This is a genomic window from Enterobacter cloacae complex sp. P18RS (genome assembly GCF_014982105.1).
Lineage (GTDB): Bacteria > Pseudomonadota > Gammaproteobacteria > Enterobacterales > Enterobacteriaceae > Enterobacter > Enterobacter hormaechei_C.
Genome location: NZ_JADCKV010000014.1, coordinates 189,067 through 209,948, shown reverse-complemented (window position 1 = coordinate 209,948; position 20,882 = coordinate 189,067). Strand labels below are relative to the sequence as shown.

Below are 20,882 nucleotides of genomic sequence, written 5' to 3'. Positions count from 1 at the left end.
CCTTTCGTGCAGCCTTAGCCCTTTTTGCTAACGGAGAGCTTGCATGTTGACCCGACGATTGTCCTGCCTGGCGCTGTTGATGGCGCTGGCCTCCCCCGCAATGGCCGCGGATGCCCCCACCTACGGCGAGAAGCTGGAAGGTTTTGACTACGGCTGGCCGGTAAAACACTTTGCCTTTACCTCGCAGAACCAGCCTCTGGATATGGCTTACCTGGACGTGAAGCCGGAAAAACCCAACGGCCGCACCGTGGTGCTGATGCACGGCAAAAACTTCTGCGCTGGCACCTGGGACGGCACGATCCGCGCGCTTTCAGCCAGCGGGTATCGCGTGATCGCACCCGACCAGATCGGCTTCTGTAAATCCACCAAGCCGGAGCATTATCAGTACACCTTCCAGCAGCTGGCGGATAACACCCACGCGCTGCTGAAAACGCTCGGCGTTGATCGCGTGACGGTCATCGGCCACTCGACCGGCGGCATGCTGGCGACCCGCTACGCGCTGATGTGGCCGCAGCAGGTGGAGCAGCTGGTGATGGTGAACCCAATAGGGCTTGAAGACTGGAAAGCGCGCGGCGTGCCGCATATTACGGTCGACCAGTGGTACCAGCGCGAGCTGAAAGTCAGCGCCGACGGTATTCGTCAGTACGAGAAAAACACCTACTACGCCGGGGAGTGGAAGCCGGAGTACGAGCGCTGGGTCACCATGCTTGCCGGGCTGAACAACGGGCCGGGCAAAGCGCGCGTGGCGTGGAACTCGGCGCTGCTCTACGACATGATTTATACCCAGCCGGTCGTCTATGAATTTAACGAGCTGAAGATGCCAGTATTATTGATGATCGGCACGAAGGACAACACCGCCATCGGGAAAGATCTCGCCCCACCGGAGATCCGCAAGACGCTCGGTAACTACGCGGTGCTGGGCAAAGAGACGGCGAAGCGCATTCCACACGCGACGCTGGTTGAATTTAACGACATGGGCCACGCGCCGCAGATGCAGGATCCTGCCCGCTTCCACGAGGCGCTGCTGAAAGGGCTTCAGGCGCGCTGACTGGTCTCCAGCAACAGCCCGCGCAGCCACGCCTGCGCGAGGTTGCGGTGCGTTCTGCCGTGCCAGGCCATGCTTTTGGTAAAACCGGGCACGGGAACCGGCGTCTCGCAGACGAACATCCCCGTCTGCTTTTCCGCTATGCGTGATGGCACAACGGCAATCATATCGCTGAGGGCCAGCACGTCCGGCAGGACTAAAAAGTTACTCACCGATAAGCCAACATGCCGCGTTCGGCCAGTTTTCTCCAGCGCGCCATCCGTTACGCCGCGAAAACCGTCGCCCTCGTAAGAGACCAGCACATGCTCCAGGGCGCAAAACCGGTCTAACGTCATGGGCTGTCCGGCATCCGGATGGTCGGCACGCATCATGCAAACGTACCGTTCATCATAAAGCGCCCGGCTGTGAAGCTCATCTGGCGTGGTGTGCGGGGTGATCAGCGCCACGTCGACAGAGCCTTGTTCGAGCTGGCTGACCAGACGGTCAGATTCCACAGGCACCACGCGCACGCGAATACCCGGCGCCTGTACCTTAAGCGCAGCGATAAACGGCACGACGACCGCGCGCAGGGCGTAGTCGGTCGCGGCAAGCGTGAAGGTGAACGTTGCGGTGAGCGGATCAAAGGCGATCGGCTGAAGCAGCTCGTCGATATCTGCCAGAATGCGTTTGACGGGAGCCGCCATTGCTTCCGCCCGGGTGGTAGGCACGATGCCGTGCGGCGCGCGGATAAACAGCGGGTCTTCAAAGTAATCCCGCAGGCGGTTAAGCATGCCGCTTACCGCTGGCTGGGTCAGGGCAAGACGCGCCGCCGCGCGGGTGACGCTGCGTTCGTCCAGCAGGGCATCCAGCGTTTTCAGCAGGTTAAGATCCAGCGTGCGCAGATCCGCTTTCATGACGTTTTTCCACCTCTTTTCCGTTTACTATTATGGCGCTGCCCGCTGTTGACGCGCTGCGTTTCCCGCTATGATGGGCGGCTAGTCTAAGGAGAACGCATGGTCTGGATAATGCTGGCAACGCTTGCCGTGGTGTTTGTGGTTGGATTTCGTGTCCTGACCTCAGACTCCCGCCGCGCCATCAAACGTTTAAGCGAGCGGCTGGGGATCACCCCGATGCCGGTCGAGTCGATGATTGACCAGTTCGGTAAAACGCCGGGCAATGAGTTTATCCGCTATCTTGAACGCCCCGACGAGGCGCATCTGCAAAATGCCGCCCAGGTGCTGCTGATCTGGCAGGTCTGCATCGTCGACGCCAGCGAAGAGAATCTGCATACCTGGCACCGCATGCTGCGTAAAGCCCGTCTGGCCGCGCCGATCACCGACGCGCAAATCCGCCTCGCGCTCGGCTTTATGCGCGAGATAGAGCCTGACCCGCAGGAGCTTAACGCCTTCCAGCTGCGCTACAACCAGCTTTTCCTGCCGGAAGAGGGCGTGTTTTACCTGCACTGATATCACGAAACGTGATGAAGAGTATAAAGCATCGTCATTAGATTTATATCACCCGCAGGCGCACCATCACCTTATCAACTAACCGATGAGGTGAACCATGAAACAATCCGCCATTATCTGGCCGAACGACTACCTGCCCGGCACCACCGATAACTTTGCCTCCAACGAAATCATCGTCGCCGGGCTGAGCGCAAAAGAGATTTGGGCGCAGCTCAACGACACCACCCTGTGGCCGAACTACTACAGCAACGCCGAAGATATCCGTTTTCACGACGGCAGCGGCCCGGCGCTGAGCGCCAACGCCCGCTTCCGCTTCACCACCTTTGGCTTCCCGGTTGAGGCGCAGGTGACGGAGTATGTTCCGCCCGTGGAGGGCGAAGCCGCGCGTATCGCGTGGCACGGCTGGGTAGAAGGGGATGCAAATTCGCGTCTGGACGTGATCCACGCCTGGCTGTTTGAAGACCTGCCGGGAAACCGCGTGCGCATTCTGACTCAGGAGTCGCAGAAAGGCGTGCCGGCGCAGGAGTTAGCGCGCACGGTGCCGAACCCAATGATTAACGGGCATCAGGAGTGGATTGTCGGGTTGGCGAATGCCGCTCTTAAGGCTCGCGGGTAATTTTGCCCGGTGGCGCTTTGCTTACCGGGCCTACAAGCCCGTAGGCCGGCGCAAGCGCAGCGCCGCCCGGCATTAAAAAACGACAAAAGTTGTCGAAACGTTAAATTCGTCACACTTTTGATGATAAACTGCGCGACTTTTCCGCACGTTTTTATCTTCAGGTGATGCCATGACAGAACATACCCAGCCCACGACCACACCGCAGGCCAAAGAGGTTTCACGCCCCAACTGGTCGGCGGTTTTCTCCGTGGCGTTTTGCGTCGCCTGCCTGATCACCGTCGAGTTCCTGCCGGTGAGCCTGCTGACGCCGATGGCACAGGATCTGGGCATTTCCGAGGGCGTGGCGGGGCAGTCGGTGACCGTCACCGCGTTTGTGGCGATGTTCGCCAGCCTGTTTATCACCCAGGCGATTGGCACCATCGACCGCCGCAAGGTGGTCATTCTGTTCAGCGTGCTGCTGACGCTCTCCTGCCTGCTGGTCTCTTTCGCTGAAAGCTTCACCCTGCTGCTGCTCGGCCGTGCCTGCCTGGGGCTGGGATTAGGCGGCTTCTGGGCGATGTCGGCCTCGCTGACCATGCGCCTGGTGCCCGCGCGTACGGTGCCAAAAGCCTTGTCCGTCATCTTCGGCGCGGTCTCGATCGCGCTGGTGATTGCCGCGCCGCTGGGCAGTTTCCTCGGCGGGATTATCGGCTGGCGTAACGTGTTCAACGCGGCGGCGGTGATGGGCGTGCTGTGCATTATCTGGGTGTGGAAGGCGCTGCCGTCCCTTCCGGGGGAAGCGGCGCACCACAAACAGAACATGTTCGCGCTGCTGAAGCGCCCGGGCGTGCTGGCGGGGATGACCGCCATCTTCATGGCCTTTGCCGGGCAGTTTGCCTTCTTCACCTATATCCGTCCGGTGTATATGACCATGGCGGGCTTTGATGTGGACGGCCTGACGCTGGTGCTCCTGAGCTTCGGGATCGCCAGTTTTGTCGGCACCTCGCTGTCGTCCCAGTTCCTGAAGCGCTCCCTGAAGGTGGCGCTGGCGGGTGCCCCGCTGGTGCTGGCGATCAGCGCCGCGGTGCTGGTGTTGTGGGGCAGCGATAAGTGGGTGGCTTCGGCGATCGCGATTATCTGGGGCTTTGCCTTTGCGCTGGTGCCGGTGGGCTGGTCGACGTGGATCACCCGCTCGCTTGCCGATCAGGCGGAAAAAGCCGGGTCGATTCAGGTGGCGGTGATCCAGCTGGCGAATACCTGCGGCGCGGCGGTGGGCGGCGTAGCGCTCGACCACCTGGGGCTGACCTCGCCGCTGGTAATTTCCGGCACGCTGATGCTGCTGACCGCGCTGCTGGTGGCGGGGAAGGTTAAGGCGAAGTAGTGCTTTTCTCCCTCTCCCGTGGGAGAGGGTTGGGGTGAGGGCATCAGGCTACGCCGATGTCTGAACCCGTCTTCTCGAATCCATCGAAATCAACACCACCGACGACACAATCAGCAGCGTCCCCAGCCAGTCCGGCAGGGTGAATGCCACCCCCAGCAACACCACCGACAGCAGCGCGCTGCTCAGCGGCTCGGCGCAGCTCAGAATGCTCGCCTTCGGCCCGCCGATCATCTGTGCGCCTTTCAGATACAGGCTGAACGTCAGCGCGGTGCCAATCACCACCAGGTAGAAAAACGCCAGCAGCAGGCCGCCGTCGATCACGAAGGTGGTGCCGCGTCCGGCGTAGAACGGCGTCAGCATTAGTCCCGCAATCAACATACTCCAGCCGACAATCGGCAGCGTGCCGTAGCGGGCGATAAGCGTCGACGGGTACGTCGTATAAAACGCCGCGGCAAACGCCGAGGCGATACCGAAGAACAGCGCGGCCGGTGAGATGGAGAGCGACGTCGGGTCGCCGTGGGTTACCAGCAGGAAGGTACCCACAAGCGACGTGAAAATCGCGGATAAGACAAATAGGCCGGGACGCGTTTTCCGCGCCAGCGCAAACCATGCCACGATAATGGTCGGCGACAGAAACTGGAGCACGGTGGCCGTCGCGGCGTTGGATTTTTCAATTGTCAGCAGGAAGGTGAGCTGCACGGTAAGCGCGCCAGCCAGCGAGAAAAACAGCAGGCTGAGGGCGTCTTTGCGGTTTTTGATGACCGAGAAAATCTTGTCGCCGTGAACGAAGGAGAGCGTCAGCAGGATCACGCCGGTAAACAGCAGACGAACCATGGTCAGGTAAGGCGAAGAAATGTGGCTTTTCTCCATGATGTACTGCGCGCAAACCCCGGAACTGCCCCATAAAACGGCGGCGATCAGGACGTTGAGCATCCCTTTGCGTGTGGAACCCATGTTCTCCCCTGTTATGTTGGTTTTTTTGTAGCATAACATGGGATCTTGCCGGGTGGCGCTACGCTTACCCGGCCTACAAAACCTTGTAGGCCCGTGCAAGCGCAGCGCAGCCGGGCGAAACAAACGACGCTCTACTAGAACCACGCCTCCCACATCGCGCCGACGTTGAAGTCGTCCAGCGTTTCATCTTTGGTGTTGTTCACGCGCGCGGTACGTTCGTTATCCACCTTGCCGCCGGTCACGTAGAAGCGCAGCATCGGACGGAACTCCGGCCCCATGGCGATAGACATGTTCTGCGACAGGGTCAGCTTCCAGCCCTTGTTGTCGCCGCCGTTGTCGTAATCCACGTGCTGCCAGCCCGCTTCCAGCCAGGTGGAGTGAACGTCGTTCCACCAGTGCATCGGGCGCACGATGGCGTTGTAGTTCTTGCGGTTGTCGGTCTTATCGCGGCTGTTGTCGTAGTCATGGAAGGCGAGGAGGTACTCCACCTGCGTCGCCTGGGTGAATTTGTACAGCCCTTCGAAGCTGGCGTAGACCGTGGTCAGATCCTCGGTTTTGTTGAACACGCTGTTGTCCGCGTTATCGGAGTAGCGGGCAATCACCTTGTTCACGCCGCTGTCGTTGGTGTGGCTCAGCACCACGCCGCCCTGCCAGGCGTTCAGACGTTCGTCGCTCTCAACGGCTTTGGAGTCAAAGCCGTAGTTGGCGTACAGCTCCAGATCCAGCGGACCGAGCTTCATACCGTGGATTTTAGACGTCGCGGCGTAGTTGCCTTTGTCGCCCGTGCCGGACCCGCCGGTACAGGTGATGCGCGACGGGTTCGCTTCGTCCTCCATCACTTCCGGGCTACAGGATTCCACCGCTGCCACGGCGGCCACGTCAAACTGCACGCCGCCGATGTCGAAGTTCTTCACCCCGGCGCCCTGACCGTCGTGGTTCATCCAGAAGTAATCGTTGATGCCCTGCTGCGGACGCTGGTGGAAGTCGCGACCCGCCCAGAAGTAGGCGTTCGGGTTGGAGGCCATAATGTTGGTCACGCCGGCGTAGGCTTTCTTGAGGTTAACTTCGTCGCCCCAGTGGTCGATCATCACGTTGATGTCCCAGATGGCGCCGTTTTCGCCCTTGAAGGCTTTAGAGAGCTGGAACTCGCCGCCGTTGCCTTCGTTGCCCAGACGACCAATGGCGGACGCGCCGTTGTAGGAGCCGTCCACCGCCACGTATTTCTGATCGGCGGCCTGGAAGTGCGCGCCGTAGCGGGCGTAGCCGGTAAATTTAACCCCGAACGGGATCGCCATATCCGGAGATTGCGCCGCGCTCTGCGGCTCGGTCACCACGTCCGCTTTTTTCGCGACCGCAGCATCCATTTTGGCCTGACGCTCGGCCAGGGCTTTATCCACCGCTTTCGCCACAATGGCGTCGATTTGCTCCTGAGTGAATTCCTGAGCGAGAACGGAAATTGGGCAAAGCGCGGCGATAACCGCCATGGTTAATGGAAGTTTTTTAATCGTATTCATGGTTATCTCAATATAGTTTAATTTTATTCAGACAATAACCATCCCGCTCCGATCTGACAGAGTATGTCGCTATCATCAGAACAAGTGGAATTCTATTTAAGGTAAAGAGGTATTACAGTAATTTATTTCGCCATAGACTATCTCTGATATAAATGAATAATTTCTTCGGATAATTCACGCGCTAATAAGGAATTCATTAAATGATCCTGCGCGTGCACCATGATTAACGTCATCGGCTGACGTCCTTCGCCCGCATCCTGCTCGATCAGTTTGGTCTGCATCTTGTGCGCTTGGCGCGAATAGCCGTCGGCTTCGCGCAGCAGGCTTTTGGCCTCGTCAATGTTGCCCTGACGCGCCGCGTGCAGGGCTTCAAAGCACAAGCTGCGGGACTGGCCGGCGTTGACGATAATTTCCATTACGGCTTCTTCTAGTGCGATCATCATCATTACTCTTTATCAAAGCTATTATTTAAGGCGGTGGCGGCAAACCACTCTCCGCTTTTCTTAATGGTGCGCTGCTGCGTCTTTAAATCGAGCTGGATAAATCCGTAGCGATTTTTATACGCGTTACACCACGACCAGTTATCAATAAACGTCCACATATGGTAACCAAGACAATTGCACCCTTCGCTAATACCCTTATGCAGCCAGGCTAAATGTTCGGAAATAAACTCGATGCGGTAGTGATCGTTAATCTGGCCATTTTCAATAAAGCGCTGCTCATTTTCGACGCCCATGCCGTTTTCAGAAATAAAGCAGCGTGGGTTGCCGTAATTGTCGCGCAGGTTAACCAGAATATCGTAAATACCCGGCGCGTAGATTTCCCAGCCGCGGTACGGGTTCATCTTACGGCCCGGCATCTCGTAATTATCAAAGAACCACTCCGGCATAAACGGCGCCTGCGGGTTCACCGCGCTGTCGCGACACTTCACGCGACGCGGCTGATAGTAGTTAACGCCGAGCAGGTCGATTTTCCCTTCCGCAATCAGGAAACCGTCTTCCGGCTTGCAGGCGGGCAGCTGATCGTAAGATTTCAGCAATGCCACCAGGTCCGCCGGATACTCCCCGCGCAGCACCGGGTCGAGGAAGCTGCGGTTAAACATCAGGTCCGCTATGTGCGCCGCCTTCACGTCTGCCGGATTCTGCGAACGCGGGTATGACGGCGTCAGGTTCAGCACGATGCCAATCTCCCCCGCGTAATGCCCGGCGCGGTAGGCCTGCACCGCCTTCGCATGGGCCAGCACGGTGTGATACGCCACGGTGGCTGCCCGACGAAAATCCACCACGTTCGGATAGTGGAAGTCGTACAGATAACCGCCTTCTACCGGCACGATCGGCTCGTTGAAGGTAAACCAGTGCAGCACGCGATCGCCAAACAGCTCGAAGCACATCTGCGCATAGCGGGCGTATGCGTCCACCACGTCGCGGTTTTCCCAGCCGCCAATCTCCTGCATCGCCATCGGCATGTCGAAATGGAACAGGGTGAAAAACGGCGTGATGCCCTGTTCATTCAGCTCATCAATGACCTGGTTGTAAAAATCGACCGCGTCCGGGTTCACTTCACCGATACCGTCAGGGATCAGGCGCGCCCAGCTAATCGAGGTACGAAAGCTGTTGTGGTTCAGCTGCTTTAACAGCTGAATGTCCGTTTTCCAGTGCTGATAAAACGTGGAGGTGTGCTGCGGCCCCACGCCGTTGTGAAAACGGTTCGGCTCGCGGGCAAACCAGTAATCCCACGTGGTTTCACCCTCTCGTGTCCCTTCCGTCTGGAGAGCGGAGCTTGCGCTGCCCCACCAGAAGTTATCGGGAAATGCGTATTTCATGACTCTTCCTCTTTGACTTAATTGCTGGCGGCTTCAGCGTTACCGACGGTCGCCTGAGCTTTCTGCTCTTCATTTTTGATGAGCGTACGCTCATAGGCACGCAGGAACGGCAGGTACATCAGCGCGGACATCACCATACAGACCAGGCACATCACCACCGGGCTGAGCGCCCAGTTCGCCGCCCACGACGCACCAATCGGCGCGGGGGTGGTCCACGGGGTTAACGAAACCACCTGAGCCAGCCAGCCGAGTTTGGTTGCGCCGTACGCCAGGCAGGCGTTGACCAGCGGAACAAACACGAACGGGATAAACAGCATCGGGTTCATGATGATCGGTGCGCCGAACAAAATCGGTTCGTTGATGTTAAAGAAGCTTGGCACCACGCCCATTTTGCCGATGGTGCGCAGGTGGGTAACGCGGCTACGCAGCAGCAGGAACGCCAGCGGCAGGGTGGAGCCTACGCCGCCAATCAGCAGGTAGTGATCCCAGAAACCTTGCAGATAAACGTGCGGCAGCGCCGCGCCCGCCGCCAGCGCCGCCTGGTTTGCAGAGAGGTTCGCCATCCAGAACGGGTTCATGATGCCGGTGACAATCAGCGACCCGTGGATACCAGCGAACCAGAAGATCTGGCACAGCAGGACGGAGAGCAGAATGGCGGGCAGCGAGTCAGACGCCGACACCAGCGGCTCCAGCAGGTGCATAATCGCCTGCGGGATGATCATCCCGGTCTGCGCTTCAATGAACAGGTTCAGCGGGTGCAGCGTTCCGATCACCACCATCACCGGGATCAGGATCTCAAACGAACGCGCCACGCCGGTCGGCACTTCCTTCGGCAGGCGGATGGTGACGTTGTTCTGTTTCAGCCACGCATAGACGCGAGTGGAGTAGATCGCGGTGATAAGCGCAGTGAAGATCCCCTGACCGGAGAGATACTGGGTCGAAATTTTGCCATCGGCATAGGGCGCGGCGACCAGCAGGAAGGCCATAAAGGCCAGCAGGCCGGACATCACCGGATCGAGGTTAAACTGACGCCCCAGGCTTGCCCCAATCCCCACCGAGATGAAGAAGGTCATCACGCCCATGCTGAGGTTAAACGGCAGCATCAGCTGTTCGCGGTAGGTCTCGGAGAAATCCAGCCAGCCGCGGGCGAAGCTGTTGGTGGTATCCGCCGAAAACGGCGGGAAGATAAACACCAGCATAAACGAGCCGATGATCATAAACGGCAGCGCAGCGGTAAAGCCGTCGCGGATGGCAATCACATACTTTTGCTGACCGAGCTTCGCGGCCAGCGGCGTAATTGACTGCTCAATCACCGCGACCATGGATTGATATAACGAACTCATGTGAACACCTTTTAGTGTGCCGCTTCGATGAGCGACAGAGCATAGTCCAGTACTTTATCGCCACGCTGCATGCCGTAATCCATCATGTCGATGGGCTGCACCGGAATGCCTTGCGTCGCTGCCTTGTCTGAGAGCGTCTTTAACATGTATTTCACTTGCGGTCCGAGAAGCACCACCTGATAGTGCGGAAACTGCGTATCAAATTCGGATACGCCATACGCATCTATCTTCACGGGCAAGCCCCGTTCTTTTGCAACATCGATCATTTTGCTGACCAGCAGGCTGGTGGACATCCCGGCAGAGCAGCACAGCATAATCTTGAACATCGACAACCATCCTCAAAATGTAAAAAGTTATTGCAAGGATGATTGGACATGATACGGAAACCGGTTTCCATTTATAAAAGACAGAAGTGTGACAACCATCAAGATCCAATACTTATGAGGCTAATTAACCGGATGTGGGTCACATAATTTGGCTGTTTTGGCATCAAATTGAGTGGAAACGGAAAATCGGTTTCCATGGAAAACGGAAACGGATATACTCCGTTCTGGCTATAATGTGAGCCGTAGCGGTGATGGAAATTACAGACGCCAGTTGCGTCTGACAGGGGAGAGAGATGTCTACAATTAACGATGTATCGCGTCTGGCCGGGGTGTCCAAAGCCACGGTATCACGGGTGTTGAGCGGGTCGCGTGGCGTTAAAGAAGCCAGCCGCCAGGCTGTTCTGAAAGCGGTGGATGAGCTGAACTATCGTCCCAACGTGATCGCCCAGTCGCTGCTCAGCCAGTCGACGGGCTGCATTGGAGTGATTTGCGCGCAGGAAAACATTAACCAGACCACCGGTTACCTGTACGCGCTGGAAAAACACCTCAGCCAGCATCAAAAACATCTGCTGCTGCGTTTCGCACACACAAAAACAGAAGTGATGAACGCCCTTGAAGAACTCTCCTGCGGCTTATGTGATGACATTCTGGTGATTGGCGCGCGTTTCCCGCTGGACGTGGACATGGACAACGTGATTCTGGTCGACTGTATGGAAGCCGATAACGCCAACAGCATTCAGTTCGATCACGCGTTCGCGGCTGAAACGGCCTGTAACTATCTCACCAGCCAGGGGCGTCGCCAGATAGCGCTGATCCACCCGCACGGCAGCGGCTTTGCCGATCAGGTGCTGCTGGGCTACAAACACGCGCTGGAGAAAAACTTCCTGCCCTTTAATCGCAACCTCGTGTTTATGGACGCGACTTCATCGTCCGTTGCGCTTCAGGAATTACTCAACAACGCGTCCACGCTGAACTTCAACGCGCTGCTGGTGGCGGATGAGCAGGAAGCCCAGCGGGTGATCCCGCAGTTACAGGCGTTTAATAAATCGGTACCGGAAGACATCATGGTTTTCAGCCTCGGCGGTTCGCTGCATCTGCCGGGTATTCCGGTGATCCCGGCCATTGAGTATTCCATGGACGCCATGGCGGCGCGCATCGTGAGCTGGCTGACAGAGAAAACGCAGATGCTCGGGTCCTACGTTCTGCGCGGTGATTTGATTATTCCGGATGTGCGGAAGCGTTAAACGTGTGATGTAGGCCGGGTAAGCGCAGCGCCACCCGGCGCTCAACCCTCAGTAATCTTCCATGCAATCCACCTGACTTACTGCATCCCAGTAGGCGTCCAGGTTGTCACGCTTCACGGCGGTGATGGCGTTTTTGATCAGCAGCTGATTGGCCTCAGACGACAAAATCATCGCCTGCCAGGCCTTATCGCTCTGCTTTTTCTGCGGGGTACAGGTTTTCTTCACATCTTTCAGGACCTGCTGTTTTATCTGGGCCTCTTTCTCCGGAGCGCTCTTCTCCTGCGCGTGAACAAACGCAGCGAAAATCAGGCAAACGAGCAGGCAAACCAGGTGTGCAGATTTCATCGAAACCTCCTTTGAAAGTCACATGCTTCCCCTGAAATATATCGTTACATTCATCAACGCGATTCAAGCCAAAAGTATGAATTTACGCTTTCTGCGTGCGGGATCCGATCGCCAGTGCAATGCCATAGCTTACTAACACCGCGAGACTCATTTTCAGCATCGTTTCTCCGCCGATACCGGCGAGAGGCGCTGCGATCCCGCCGAATAAAAACATCAGCATGCCCAGAATGGCTGACGCTGTGCCGGACTCCTTCGCGTCGACTGCGCTCATCGCTTCTGAACCCGCAATGGTGCTGATCCCGCTGTTAAATGCGACGGTGAAAAAGAGTGCAATCAGTGCCGGAACGGAAAGCTGCATCCACGCAAAGAGCAACGTCAGCCCCGCGCAGGTTACGGCCAAAACCAGACCTATTTGCATTAACCCTTCCGCCGGGTGTCGGCGTGCCAGACGGGAGAAAATCAGCGCTGAGACGATCAGGCCGATACCGTTCACACCGAACAGCAGGCTGAACTGCATGGCGCTCAGGCCATACTCGTTTTGCATCACAAAGGAGGATGCCCCGATATAGGCGAACAGCCCCGCCAGCATGAAGGCCTGGATCAGGCAGTAGCGCATAAAGCGACGATTTTTAAGTACCGTCCTGGCGGTTTGCGTCAGCGATCCCCCGCCCTGTTTCTCTGTGAGGGACTCGCGGATAAAAAGCTGGCTGGCGATCAGCAGCGCCAGACCCGCCCCTGCCATTACCCAGAACAGCATCCGCCAGTCGAAATGCGACGCGATATAGCCACCGAGTACCGGGGACACCACGGGCGCGATGCCGTTGACCGTCATCAGTAGGGCAAAAAACTGCGTTAGCATCGTGCCATGATAGTTATCACGGGCGATGGAGCGGGCAAGTACGGAGCCGCCCGCCCCGGCAACGCCCTGCACAAATCGCCAGCCGATCAGGGCGTAAATATTCTGCGTGCTGGCACAAAGCACTGAAGCCAGTACAAACAGCAAAAGTGAGAACAGCAGCGGCGTTTTACGTCCGATGCGATCGCTTAGCGGGCCGAAAAAAAGTTGTCCCAGCCCCAGGCCAATCAGCGCCGAGGTAAGAGAAAGCTGCGTCAGCGTTGTGGAGGTGTTGAGCTGGGTGGCGATCTCCGGCAGCGCCGGAAGATAAAAATCGGAACACAGCGGCCCGATCGCCGTCAGCAGGCCAAGGATGGCCGCGAAAGAAAAAGAGAGTTTTGCCATAGGTATTTACTCTGATGGCCGGGCAACGTTGCGCCGCCCGGCAGTGATGTTACTGAATCCCGCCGCCCAGCGACTGCCACAGCGTGATGCGGTTTTCCAGGTCGGTTTGCTGCAAGGCAATCAGTGATTCCTGCGCCGACCACAGCGACCGCTGCGCGGTGAGCACCGTCAGATAATCGCCCGCGCCAGCCTTGTAACTGCGCGTCGCCACATCCAGCGTTTTTTGCTCCGCCGCCACGTATTCACGCTGGGCATCAAGCTGTTCACTCAACGTTTCGCGCCGGGCCAGCGCGTCGGCCACGTCCTTGAACGCGCTCTGGATGGTTTTCTCATAGGTCGCAATTAACCCTTTTTTCTCGGCTTCCGCATAGCGCAGCTGCGCCATATTGTTGCCGCCGCTGAACAGCGGCAGGGTGATGGAAGGTGCAAACGACCAGACCTTCATCCCGTGGCTGAACAGGGACGACAGCGAATCGCTGCCGACGCCCGCGCTGGCGGTGAGCGAGATGGTCGGGAAGAAGTTGGCGCGCGCCGCGCCGATGTTGGCGTTGGCGCTCAGCAGGTTATGTTCCGCCTCCTGAATGTCCGGACGACGCAGCAGCGCGCTGGAGCTGACGCCCGCCGGGATCAGCGTGATGGCGTTGTCGCTCAGGCTCTCCAGCGTGCCGGGCAGCAGGTTCTCGGGCACCGTATCGCCCGCCAGCAGGTTGAGAGCGTTTTTGTCCTGCATCACCAGCGTCTGGTAGCTCGCCACGCTGGCGCGCGCCTGCTGGTAAACCGCCATCGCTTCACTGACGTCCGTTGCCGCTGCCACACCCACTTCCTGCTGGCGCTTCACAATCTTGAGTGAGTTTGCGGCGCTCTCCAGGGTGGACTTCGCCAGCGCCAGATTGCTGTTATCCGCCGCCAGCGTCACCCAGGCCGTGGTCAGCTCGCTGACCATCGTCAGGCGCGTGTTCTGCGCGGTGAATTCGCTGGCAAGCCAGGTTTCACGCGCGGCACGCGACAGGCTCTGGTTGCGGCCAAACAGATCCAGTTCGAAGCTGGAGACCGCGCCGTTGGCTTCGTCACTTGTCGCGACGCCGCTCGCCAGCGTGCGGCTGCGGGTGTGGCTCAGTTCCGCGTCCACCGTCGGGAACAGGGACGAGCGCGTTTCGCCATACTGGGCACGGGCGGCGTCGATATCCGCAATCGCTTTTTGCACGTCGCGGTTGCTGTTGAGCGCCATCGTCACCACGCTTTTCAACCGCGCATCATTCATCACCTGCTGCCACTGGCTCACCACGGCGTTGGCTTCGCCATGGGCGCCCGGCAACGTCGCCGGGACGGGGGCGTCCGGGCGCTGATACGTGGGATCTAATGACACACAGCCCGCGCTCAGCAGCGCTAATGTTAATACGGTTACACGAAACATTATGACCTCCGGTTTGCGTGCTTACCGGAGAACAGACGTTTCACCAGTACAAAGAATAAAGGAACAAAGAAGATGGCCAGCAGCGTCGCGGCCAGCGTCCCGCCGATAATACCGGTACCGATCGCCACGCGGCTGTTGGCCCCGGCGCCGGTGGCAATCGCCAGCGGCGTCACGCCTGCGATAAACGCCAGCGAGGTCATGATGATCGGACGCAGACGCGTCTGGGCGGCCCGCAGGGCGGCGCGCGTCAGGGAGTAGCCTTCGGCCACTTTGGCTTCGGCAAACTCGACAATCAGAATGGCGTTCTTCGACGACAGACCGATGGTGGTCAGCAGCGCCACCTGGAAATAGACGTCGTTGTTCAGGCCGCGCAGGGAGGCGGCAACCGCTGCGCCAAGCACCCCAAGCGGGATCACGAGGATCACCGAAATGGGCACCGACCAGCTCTCATACAGCGCCGCCAGGCACAGGAACACTACCAGGATCGAGAGGGCATAGAGGCTCATTGCCTGACCGCTCGCCAGTTTTTCCTGCAACGACAAACCGCTCCATGCCCAGGTGCTGCCGGACGGCAGGTTATTCGCCAGCTGCTCCATTTTGCTCATCGCCGTACCGGAGCTGGCGCCGCTGGCGTTTTCGCCCTGAATCTCATACGCCGCCGAGCCGTTGTAGCGCACCAGGCTTTCCGGGCCATACTCCCAGCGGGTGGTGGCGAAGGCGGAGAACGGGGTCATGGTGCTGTCGCTGCCGCGCACATACCATTTGTTAAGATCCGATGGCACCGCGCGATAGTCGCTGTCGCCCTGGATGTAGACCTTTTTCACGCGGCCACGGTCAATGAAGTCGTTCACGTAGGTGCCGCCCCAGGCGCTGGAGAGGGTGTCGGTAACATCGCTCAGGGAGAGCCCCAGCGACACGGCTTTGTTGTTATCGATATCCACCTGAAGCTGCGGCATCTGCGGCAGATCGTTGGCGCGCACGGCGTGCAGCGAGTTGTCCTGGTTGGCTTCGCCAATCAGCTGGTTACGCAGTTTCAGCAGCGCGTCGCGGTCGGTGCCGCCGCTGGCCATCAGCTCAAAGGTAAAGCCGTTGCTCTGGCCTAAACCATCCACCGCCGGGGGCGTCATGGCGAAAATTGTGGCATCCCGAATGGTGCTCAGCTCCTGCGTGGCGCGCAGGGCAATGGCCTGGGCGGTATTCTCATCGCCTTTGCGCTCTGACCAGTTTTTCAGGGAGACGAACGCCATCCCGGCGTTCTGGCCGCTGCCGCTGAAGCTGAAGCCTTCAATGGTGAAGATCACGTCGGTATTGGCTTTCTCTTTGGTGAGGAACCACTCGCGTACCTGGCGGCTTACCTCGGCGGTACGCACCGCGGTTGCGCCGGCAGGCAGGGTGTACTGCACCATGATTTCACCCTGGTCTTCGGTTGGCAGGAAGCTGCCCGGCAGTTTTAGCATGGCGAACCCCATCGCGCCGCAGAGCAGGGCGTAGATCACCAGCATGCCACCGGAACGGCGCAGGGCGCGCAGCACCTTGTTCTGATAGCCGTGCTCGGTCTTACTGTAGAAGCGGTTAAACGCGCCGAAGAAGCCCTTTTTGTGCGGAGCGGTGTGATTCAGGATCGAGCCGCACAGCGCGGGCGTCAGGGTCAGCGCCACCACCACGGAGAGGAACATCGCCGAAATAATGGTGACCGAGAACTGGCGGTAAATGACCCCGGTAGAGCCGCCGAAGAAGGCCATCGGCAGGAATACCGCAGAGAGCACCAGCGCAATGGCGATCAGCGCGCCGGAAATTTCGCCCATCGATTTTTCGGTCGCTTCCCGGGCGGGCAGCCCTTCGTCGCGCATAATACGCTCGACGTTTTCCACCACCACGATGGCGTCATCCACCAAAAGCCCTATAGCCAGCACCATCGCAAACAGCGTCAGGGTGTTGATGGAGTAACCGAACAGCGCCAGCACGCCGAAGGTGCCCAGCAGCACCACCGGCACCGCCAGCGCCGGGATCAGCGTCGCGCGGATGTTTTGCAGGAACAGGTACATCACCACCACCACGAGGATAATGGCTTCGAACAGGGTCTGAATCACGTCCTCAACGGAGATCTTGATGAACTCGGTGCTGTCTTTCGGGTAGGCCACGTCGTAGCCTTCCGGCATCGACTTTTTGAACTCGGCAATCTTGTCTTTTACCGCCGTGGCGGTGTTAAGCGCGTTGGCGCCCGGCGAGAGCATCACCGCCATACCCGCCGCCGGGTGGCCGTTCAGCTTCGCGGTGGCGGTGTAATCTTCGCTGCCCATCTCCACGCGCGCGACGTCGCTGATGCGCACCACCGCACCGTTGGACTGGCTCTTGACGATGATCTTTTTGAACTCATCGACCGTTTGCAGACGCGACTGAGCGCGGACGGTGGCGGTCAGCTGTTGGGCGTTCGACGAGGGCAGTGCGCCGATTTTACCGGCGGAAACCTGCACGTTCTGCGCTTCAATCGCGCTCTGCACGTCGGAGGGCATCAGCGAGTACGACGCCAGCTTCGCCGGGTCGAGCCAGATGCGCATCGCGTATTCTGCACCGAACACCTGTAGGCTACCGACGCCATCCACGCGCGCCAGCGGATCCTGCATATTACTCACCAGCCAGTCGGCGATATCCGAGCTGCTGGCGGTGTCGGTTTTGTCATATACGCCCATGATCAGCAGGAAGTTGCTCTGGGATTTTTCGACGGTGATCCCGGACTGTTGCACCTCGGTCGGCAGGCGCGATTCCGCCTGCTGGACTTTGTTCTGCACCTGTACCTGAGCGGTGTCCGGATCGGTTCCCTGTTCAAACGTGACGTTAATACTCACCGACCCGTCCGAGCTGCTGGTGGAGGTGAAGTAGAGCAGGTTATCCAGCCCGGTGAGCTGCTGCTCGATCACCTGCGTCACGCTGTTTTCCAGCGTCTGTGCGGAGGCACCGGTATAGGTGGCGGAGATTTTGATCGACGGCGGAGCCACGTCCGGGTACTGCGCAACGGGCAGCGTGCGGATCGCCAGCATTCCGGCGAGCATGATGAGAATGGCGATAACCCAGGCAAAGACCGGGCGACGCACGAAGAAACGGGAAAACATCAGGCGTTTCCTCCGTTGGTTTTCATCTCTTCAGCTTTCACTTCCTGCCCGGCGGTGACTTTATCGGTGCCTTCCACAATCAGCTTATCGCCCGCCTTCAAACCGCTCAGCACCAGCCATTTGTCGCCGTAGGTGTCGCCCGTCTCCAGCTGACGCTGTTCGACCTTGTTGCTGGCGTTCACCACCAGCGCGGTGGCGGTGCCTTTGGCGTCGCGGGTGATGCCCTGCTGCGGGGCGAGGATCGCGTCATTCATGATGCCTTCATCCACTCTGGCGCGGACGAACATGCCCGGCAGAAGCTGATGCTGCGGGTTCGGGAAGACGGCGCGCAGGGTGACTGAGCCGGTAGACTCATCCACCGCCACTTCGGTCAGCGCCAGGCGGCCTTTTTCGCTGTAGCTGCTGCCGTCTTCGAGAATCAACGACACGTTCAGCGTATCGCTGTTGCTGGCGAGGGTTTGCTTGCGTAAACGCAGCAGATCGGCGCTGGAACGGGTTAAATCGACGTACATACTGTCCAGCCCGCGAATGGTGGCCAGCGCGGTATCCTGCTGGGCGGTCACCAGCGCGCCGGGGGTCACAGAGGAGATGCCGATACGTCCGGCAATCGGCGCGGTGACGGTGGTCCAGTTGAGGTTAATGCGGGCGCTTTCCAGCGCGGCTTTCTTTGACTCGACGCTGGCCTTGTCCTGCGCGCAGGTGGACTTCGCGTCTTCCGCATCCTGACGTGATACGCCGTCGTCCTTCACCAGCTGCGCATAACGCCGGGCTTTCTGGCAGTCGGCCTGCACCAGCGCCTGCGCCTGTTTCAGTGCGGCGGCGGCTTCATCATACGCGGCGCGGTAGCTGGAAGGATCGATCTGATACAGCGCTTGCCCGGCCTTGACCGTATCGCCTTCGGTGAAGAGCCGTTTCTGGATAATGCCACCCACCTGGGGGCGCACTTCGGCGCTCATTGCGGCGGCGGTGCGGCCGGTCAGCTCGCTGACGACGGACACCGGCTGGCTCATGAGGGTGACAATCCCCACTTCCGGAAGAGGACGTTGAGGAGCAGATGTTTGCGCATTATCGCACCCTGTCAGGAGGAGTAATGCCGCGATGGAGGTTGTTATGGTTTTCATAATCTTTTTCCAGGGTGAACGAAGCCTGCCCTGTTAATCGCTTAACAGGGAGGAGGGCTAATTAAAAGCACAGCGATCCCGCATCTCTGGCTGAGCCAGAAATGAAAAAAGGGAAATTACTTATTTCCGCTAATTATTCACATGCGATTACTTCGCAGAGAAAATCATATTTAAAATATTCTGGTATATAGGCTCTAATTGTTCTGATGGTACTTTTAAAGGCGTGAGTCGACGGTAAATCGTGCCTTCGATCATCACGGCGGTAATCTCCACGCAGCAGCGAATATGCTCATCGCTCAGGTGAGGGAACTGCTTTTTCAGGTGCTCACAGGCGTTGGCGAACATGCGGGCTTCGGCTTCGATCAGCATGTTTGCCACCAGCGGATTGCGCGTGGCCTCTGCGGACATTTCGAGCATCAGCGCGTCATCGTCTTCGTTAAGCGTCTGGCGCCAGGCAAGCGCCTGCGGCATCCCTTCAACCAGGGTTTTGCCCTGCATCTCTTCAATACGTGAGTCGATAATGCGCCGGATCATCTCTTCAATAATCGCGTCTTTGTTACTGAAATAGCGATAGATTTGTCCGACGCTGAGCCTGGCTTCGCTGGCGATCTGCGACATGCTGGCAGCGTGAAACCCGCTGGCGCGAAAGCAGCGGCGCGCGGCGGTAATGATTTCGTCCTGGCGCAGTTTTTGTCGTTCTTCCAGCTTTGTACTCATTGTCGGCTACCGTAAAAAGTGAGAATGATCGTTCTCATTATACGTTTTCGGAGACTATTGGAAAGGCTTTTTTTATTTACATATTGAATGAATATTTCCAGGTATAAACAATGGAGAAAATAAGGAGTTTTTATGAAGGTTAAGCTGTGAGATATTCAGATTGCGCTGAAAATAAGGAGAGAATTATGCATCTGAGCATTACAGATAATGTCACAGCCGAAGAAAAAGAAGAATTATTAACGGGGCTAAGAGCCTATAACGCGCAGTTTTTAGATCTGTCGACATTTGGCGGCGATATTGGCGTATATATGCGAGACGACAATGGCGTCATGCTGGGCGGGTTAATCGGCGTACGGAAAGGCGACTGGCTGAACATCGACTATCTGTGGGTCAGCGACAGCGTGCGGGGAACGGGCGTGGGAAGCCAGCTTATCAAAACGGCTGAAGAGGAGGCCCGTCGCAAAGGCTGTCGTCACGCGCTGGTGGATACGGTCAGCTTCCAGGCGCGTCCGTTCTATGAAAAACAGGGTTATCAGGTGCAGATGTCCTTGCAGGATTACCCTTATCAGGGAATGCAGAGACACTATCTGTCCAAAAATCTTTAACCGCCGATCCCGGTGCCTGTCACGGCTAACACGTGGCGCACCACGATCTCCGGCGAGAGGGCGTTAAGCCTCTCGTCATTGCGCATGCGGGAGAACGGCACCAGCACCAGGCTCAGCAGCGTAGTGAACAGCAGTTCGGGGGCCAGCGCCGGATTCAGCTTTCCTTCCTGCTGCCAGCTTTTGATGGTTGCCAGCGTGGTGTGATATTTCTCATCGCCAAAGCGTGCCTGCAAATGGGTGCGCAGTACCGGCATCTCGCCAATCACCTCCTGCATCCACAGCGGGGCAAACCAGCGATACTTTTCCGCCAGTTCGGCCAGCACCCTGACCATTTCCGTCAGGGCATCCACCGGCGAATCCCGGTTGTCGGCGAAAATCGCCCCGATCCGCTCGCGTAACGGCAGGAAGCGCTCCTCAATCATCGCATCCAGCAACTGTTCTCTGGAGTTGAAGTAGTAGTGCAGCATGGCGGGCGTCACGCCTGCTTCGCGGGCGATGGCGTTCAACGACGTATTGGCGATCCCCTGGCGGGAAAAGAGGTTCAGGGCGATATCCAGCAGCTGTTCACGGCTGGCGGTAACGCGCTTGCCGCCGCGTGGCCGACCGGGGCGGCGGGGTTCAGAATTGTCCTTTTGTGCTGGCATGGTCACCGTATCTCTTG

The 20,882-nt window shown here is 58.3% G+C and carries 20 protein-coding genes; 6 read left to right on the top strand and 14 right to left on the bottom strand.

Annotation, left to right across the window (positions count from 1 at the left end):
* The first annotated feature begins 43 nt into the window (after positions 1-43).
* Positions 44-1,048 carry an alpha/beta fold hydrolase gene (locus INF61_RS11465; protein ID WP_032668896.1) on the top strand — a complete coding sequence of 335 codons (1,005 nt, stop codon included), beginning with the start codon at positions 44-46 and terminating at the stop codon, positions 1,046-1,048.
* On the opposite strand, the gene INF61_RS11460 is transcribed toward INF61_RS11465, so the two are convergent.
* Positions 1,036-1,938 (bottom strand): LysR family transcriptional regulator, encoded by a 903-nt coding sequence (locus tag INF61_RS11460; protein ID WP_015570111.1) that lies wholly within the window; start codon positions 1,936-1,938, stop codon positions 1,036-1,038. The two genes, INF61_RS11465 and INF61_RS11460, sit on opposite strands and share 13 nt — an antisense overlap.
* 99 nt (positions 1,939-2,037) lie before the next feature.
* Between INF61_RS11460 and INF61_RS11455 the strand changes: the two genes are divergently transcribed.
* The 3 genes from INF61_RS11455 to nepI all read left to right on the top strand — a co-directional run bounded on the left by INF61_RS11455 (position 2,038) and on the right by nepI (position 4,466).
* Positions 2,038-2,490 (top strand): DUF1198 domain-containing protein, encoded by a 453-nt coding sequence (locus INF61_RS11455; protein ID WP_045343915.1) that lies wholly within the window; start codon positions 2,038-2,040, stop codon positions 2,488-2,490.
* Between the two features lie 97 nt (positions 2,491-2,587).
* Positions 2,588-3,106: an SRPBCC domain-containing protein gene (locus INF61_RS11450; protein WP_017694007.1), complete on the top strand. Its 519-nt coding sequence runs from the start codon at positions 2,588-2,590 to the stop codon at positions 3,104-3,106.
* A 169-nt stretch (positions 3,107-3,275) separates the two neighbouring features.
* Positions 3,276-4,466 carry a purine ribonucleoside efflux pump NepI gene (nepI, locus tag INF61_RS11445; protein WP_015570108.1) on the top strand — a complete coding sequence of 397 codons (1,191 nt, stop codon included), beginning with the start codon at positions 3,276-3,278 and terminating at the stop codon, positions 4,464-4,466.
* Positions 4,467-4,514: 48 nt separating this feature from the next.
* Here the strand turns inward: nepI and INF61_RS11440 are convergent, their stop codons facing one another.
* From INF61_RS11440 to INF61_RS11415, 6 genes are all read right to left on the bottom strand, one after another.
* A complete protein-coding gene (locus INF61_RS11440; protein ID WP_045906963.1) occupies positions 4,515-5,420 on the bottom strand; it encodes an EamA family transporter in 906 nt (301 codons plus the stop codon).
* Positions 5,421-5,554: 134 nt separating this feature from the next.
* Positions 5,555-6,934 carry a carbohydrate porin gene (locus INF61_RS11435; RefSeq protein WP_040117018.1) on the bottom strand — a complete coding sequence of 460 codons (1,380 nt, stop codon included), beginning with the start codon at positions 6,932-6,934 and terminating at the stop codon, positions 5,555-5,557.
* Positions 6,935-7,071: 137 nt separating this feature from the next.
* Positions 7,072-7,374: a PTS lactose/cellobiose transporter subunit IIA gene (locus INF61_RS11430; protein WP_010426515.1), complete on the bottom strand. Its 303-nt coding sequence runs from the start codon at positions 7,372-7,374 to the stop codon at positions 7,072-7,074.
* Positions 7,375-7,379: 5 nt separating this feature from the next.
* Positions 7,380-8,756 carry a glycoside hydrolase family 1 protein gene (locus INF61_RS11425; RefSeq protein WP_047741037.1) on the bottom strand — a complete coding sequence of 459 codons (1,377 nt, stop codon included), beginning with the start codon at positions 8,754-8,756 and terminating at the stop codon, positions 7,380-7,382.
* 17 nt (positions 8,757-8,773) lie between these two features.
* Entirely contained in the window at positions 8,774-10,099 is a 1,326-nt protein-coding gene (locus INF61_RS11420) for a PTS sugar transporter subunit IIC (RefSeq protein WP_023302832.1), read from the bottom strand.
* Between the two features lie 11 nt (positions 10,100-10,110).
* Positions 10,111-10,425, bottom strand: a complete 315-nt coding sequence (locus INF61_RS11415) for a PTS sugar transporter subunit IIB (RefSeq protein ID WP_003861034.1) — start codon at positions 10,423-10,425, stop codon at positions 10,111-10,113.
* A gap of 293 nt (positions 10,426-10,718) precedes the next feature.
* Here INF61_RS11415 and INF61_RS11410 point away from each other — a divergent pair, with 293 nt between their 5' ends.
* Positions 10,719-11,669 (top strand): LacI family DNA-binding transcriptional regulator, encoded by a 951-nt coding sequence (locus INF61_RS11410; RefSeq protein WP_003861033.1) that lies wholly within the window; start codon positions 10,719-10,721, stop codon positions 11,667-11,669.
* A 48-nt stretch (positions 11,670-11,717) separates the two neighbouring features.
* Here INF61_RS11410 and INF61_RS11405 read toward each other — a convergent pair whose 3' ends face one another.
* From INF61_RS11405 to INF61_RS11380, 6 genes are all read right to left on the bottom strand, one after another.
* Positions 11,718-12,014 carry a YicS family protein gene (locus INF61_RS11405; protein ID WP_003861030.1) on the bottom strand — a complete coding sequence of 99 codons (297 nt, stop codon included), beginning with the start codon at positions 12,012-12,014 and terminating at the stop codon, positions 11,718-11,720.
* A gap of 82 nt (positions 12,015-12,096) precedes the next feature.
* Positions 12,097-13,254 (bottom strand): multidrug effflux MFS transporter, encoded by a 1,158-nt coding sequence (locus INF61_RS11400; protein ID WP_032668891.1) that lies wholly within the window; start codon positions 13,252-13,254, stop codon positions 12,097-12,099.
* Between the two features lie 49 nt (positions 13,255-13,303).
* On the bottom strand, positions 13,304-14,668 hold the full coding sequence (locus INF61_RS11395; protein ID WP_017694001.1) for an efflux transporter outer membrane subunit: 1,365 nt from the start codon (positions 14,666-14,668) through the stop codon (positions 13,304-13,306).
* Complete coding sequence (locus tag INF61_RS11390) at positions 14,668-17,778, bottom strand: efflux RND transporter permease subunit (RefSeq protein WP_023295673.1); 3,111 nt, start codon at positions 17,776-17,778, stop codon at positions 14,668-14,670. Before INF61_RS11390 ends, INF61_RS11395 begins: the two co-directional genes overlap by 1 nt.
* Positions 17,778-18,899 carry an efflux RND transporter periplasmic adaptor subunit gene (locus tag INF61_RS11385; protein ID WP_017383665.1) on the bottom strand — a complete coding sequence of 374 codons (1,122 nt, stop codon included), beginning with the start codon at positions 18,897-18,899 and terminating at the stop codon, positions 17,778-17,780. Before INF61_RS11385 ends, INF61_RS11390 begins: the two co-directional genes overlap by 1 nt.
* 147 nt (positions 18,900-19,046) lie before the next feature.
* Positions 19,047-19,616 carry a TetR/AcrR family transcriptional regulator gene (locus INF61_RS11380; RefSeq protein WP_000104919.1) on the bottom strand — a complete coding sequence of 190 codons (570 nt, stop codon included), beginning with the start codon at positions 19,614-19,616 and terminating at the stop codon, positions 19,047-19,049.
* Positions 19,617-19,801: 185 nt separating this feature from the next.
* Here INF61_RS11380 and INF61_RS11375 point away from each other — a divergent pair, with 185 nt between their 5' ends.
* Positions 19,802-20,221 carry a GNAT family N-acetyltransferase gene (locus INF61_RS11375; protein WP_017383664.1) on the top strand — a complete coding sequence of 140 codons (420 nt, stop codon included), beginning with the start codon at positions 19,802-19,804 and terminating at the stop codon, positions 20,219-20,221.
* Here the strand turns inward: INF61_RS11375 and INF61_RS11370 are convergent.
* Positions 20,218-20,865, bottom strand: a complete 648-nt coding sequence (locus tag INF61_RS11370) for a TetR/AcrR family transcriptional regulator (protein WP_048973071.1) — start codon at positions 20,863-20,865, stop codon at positions 20,218-20,220. The genes INF61_RS11375 and INF61_RS11370 overlap by 4 nt on opposite strands.
* Positions 20,866-20,882: the final 17 nt, after the last annotated feature.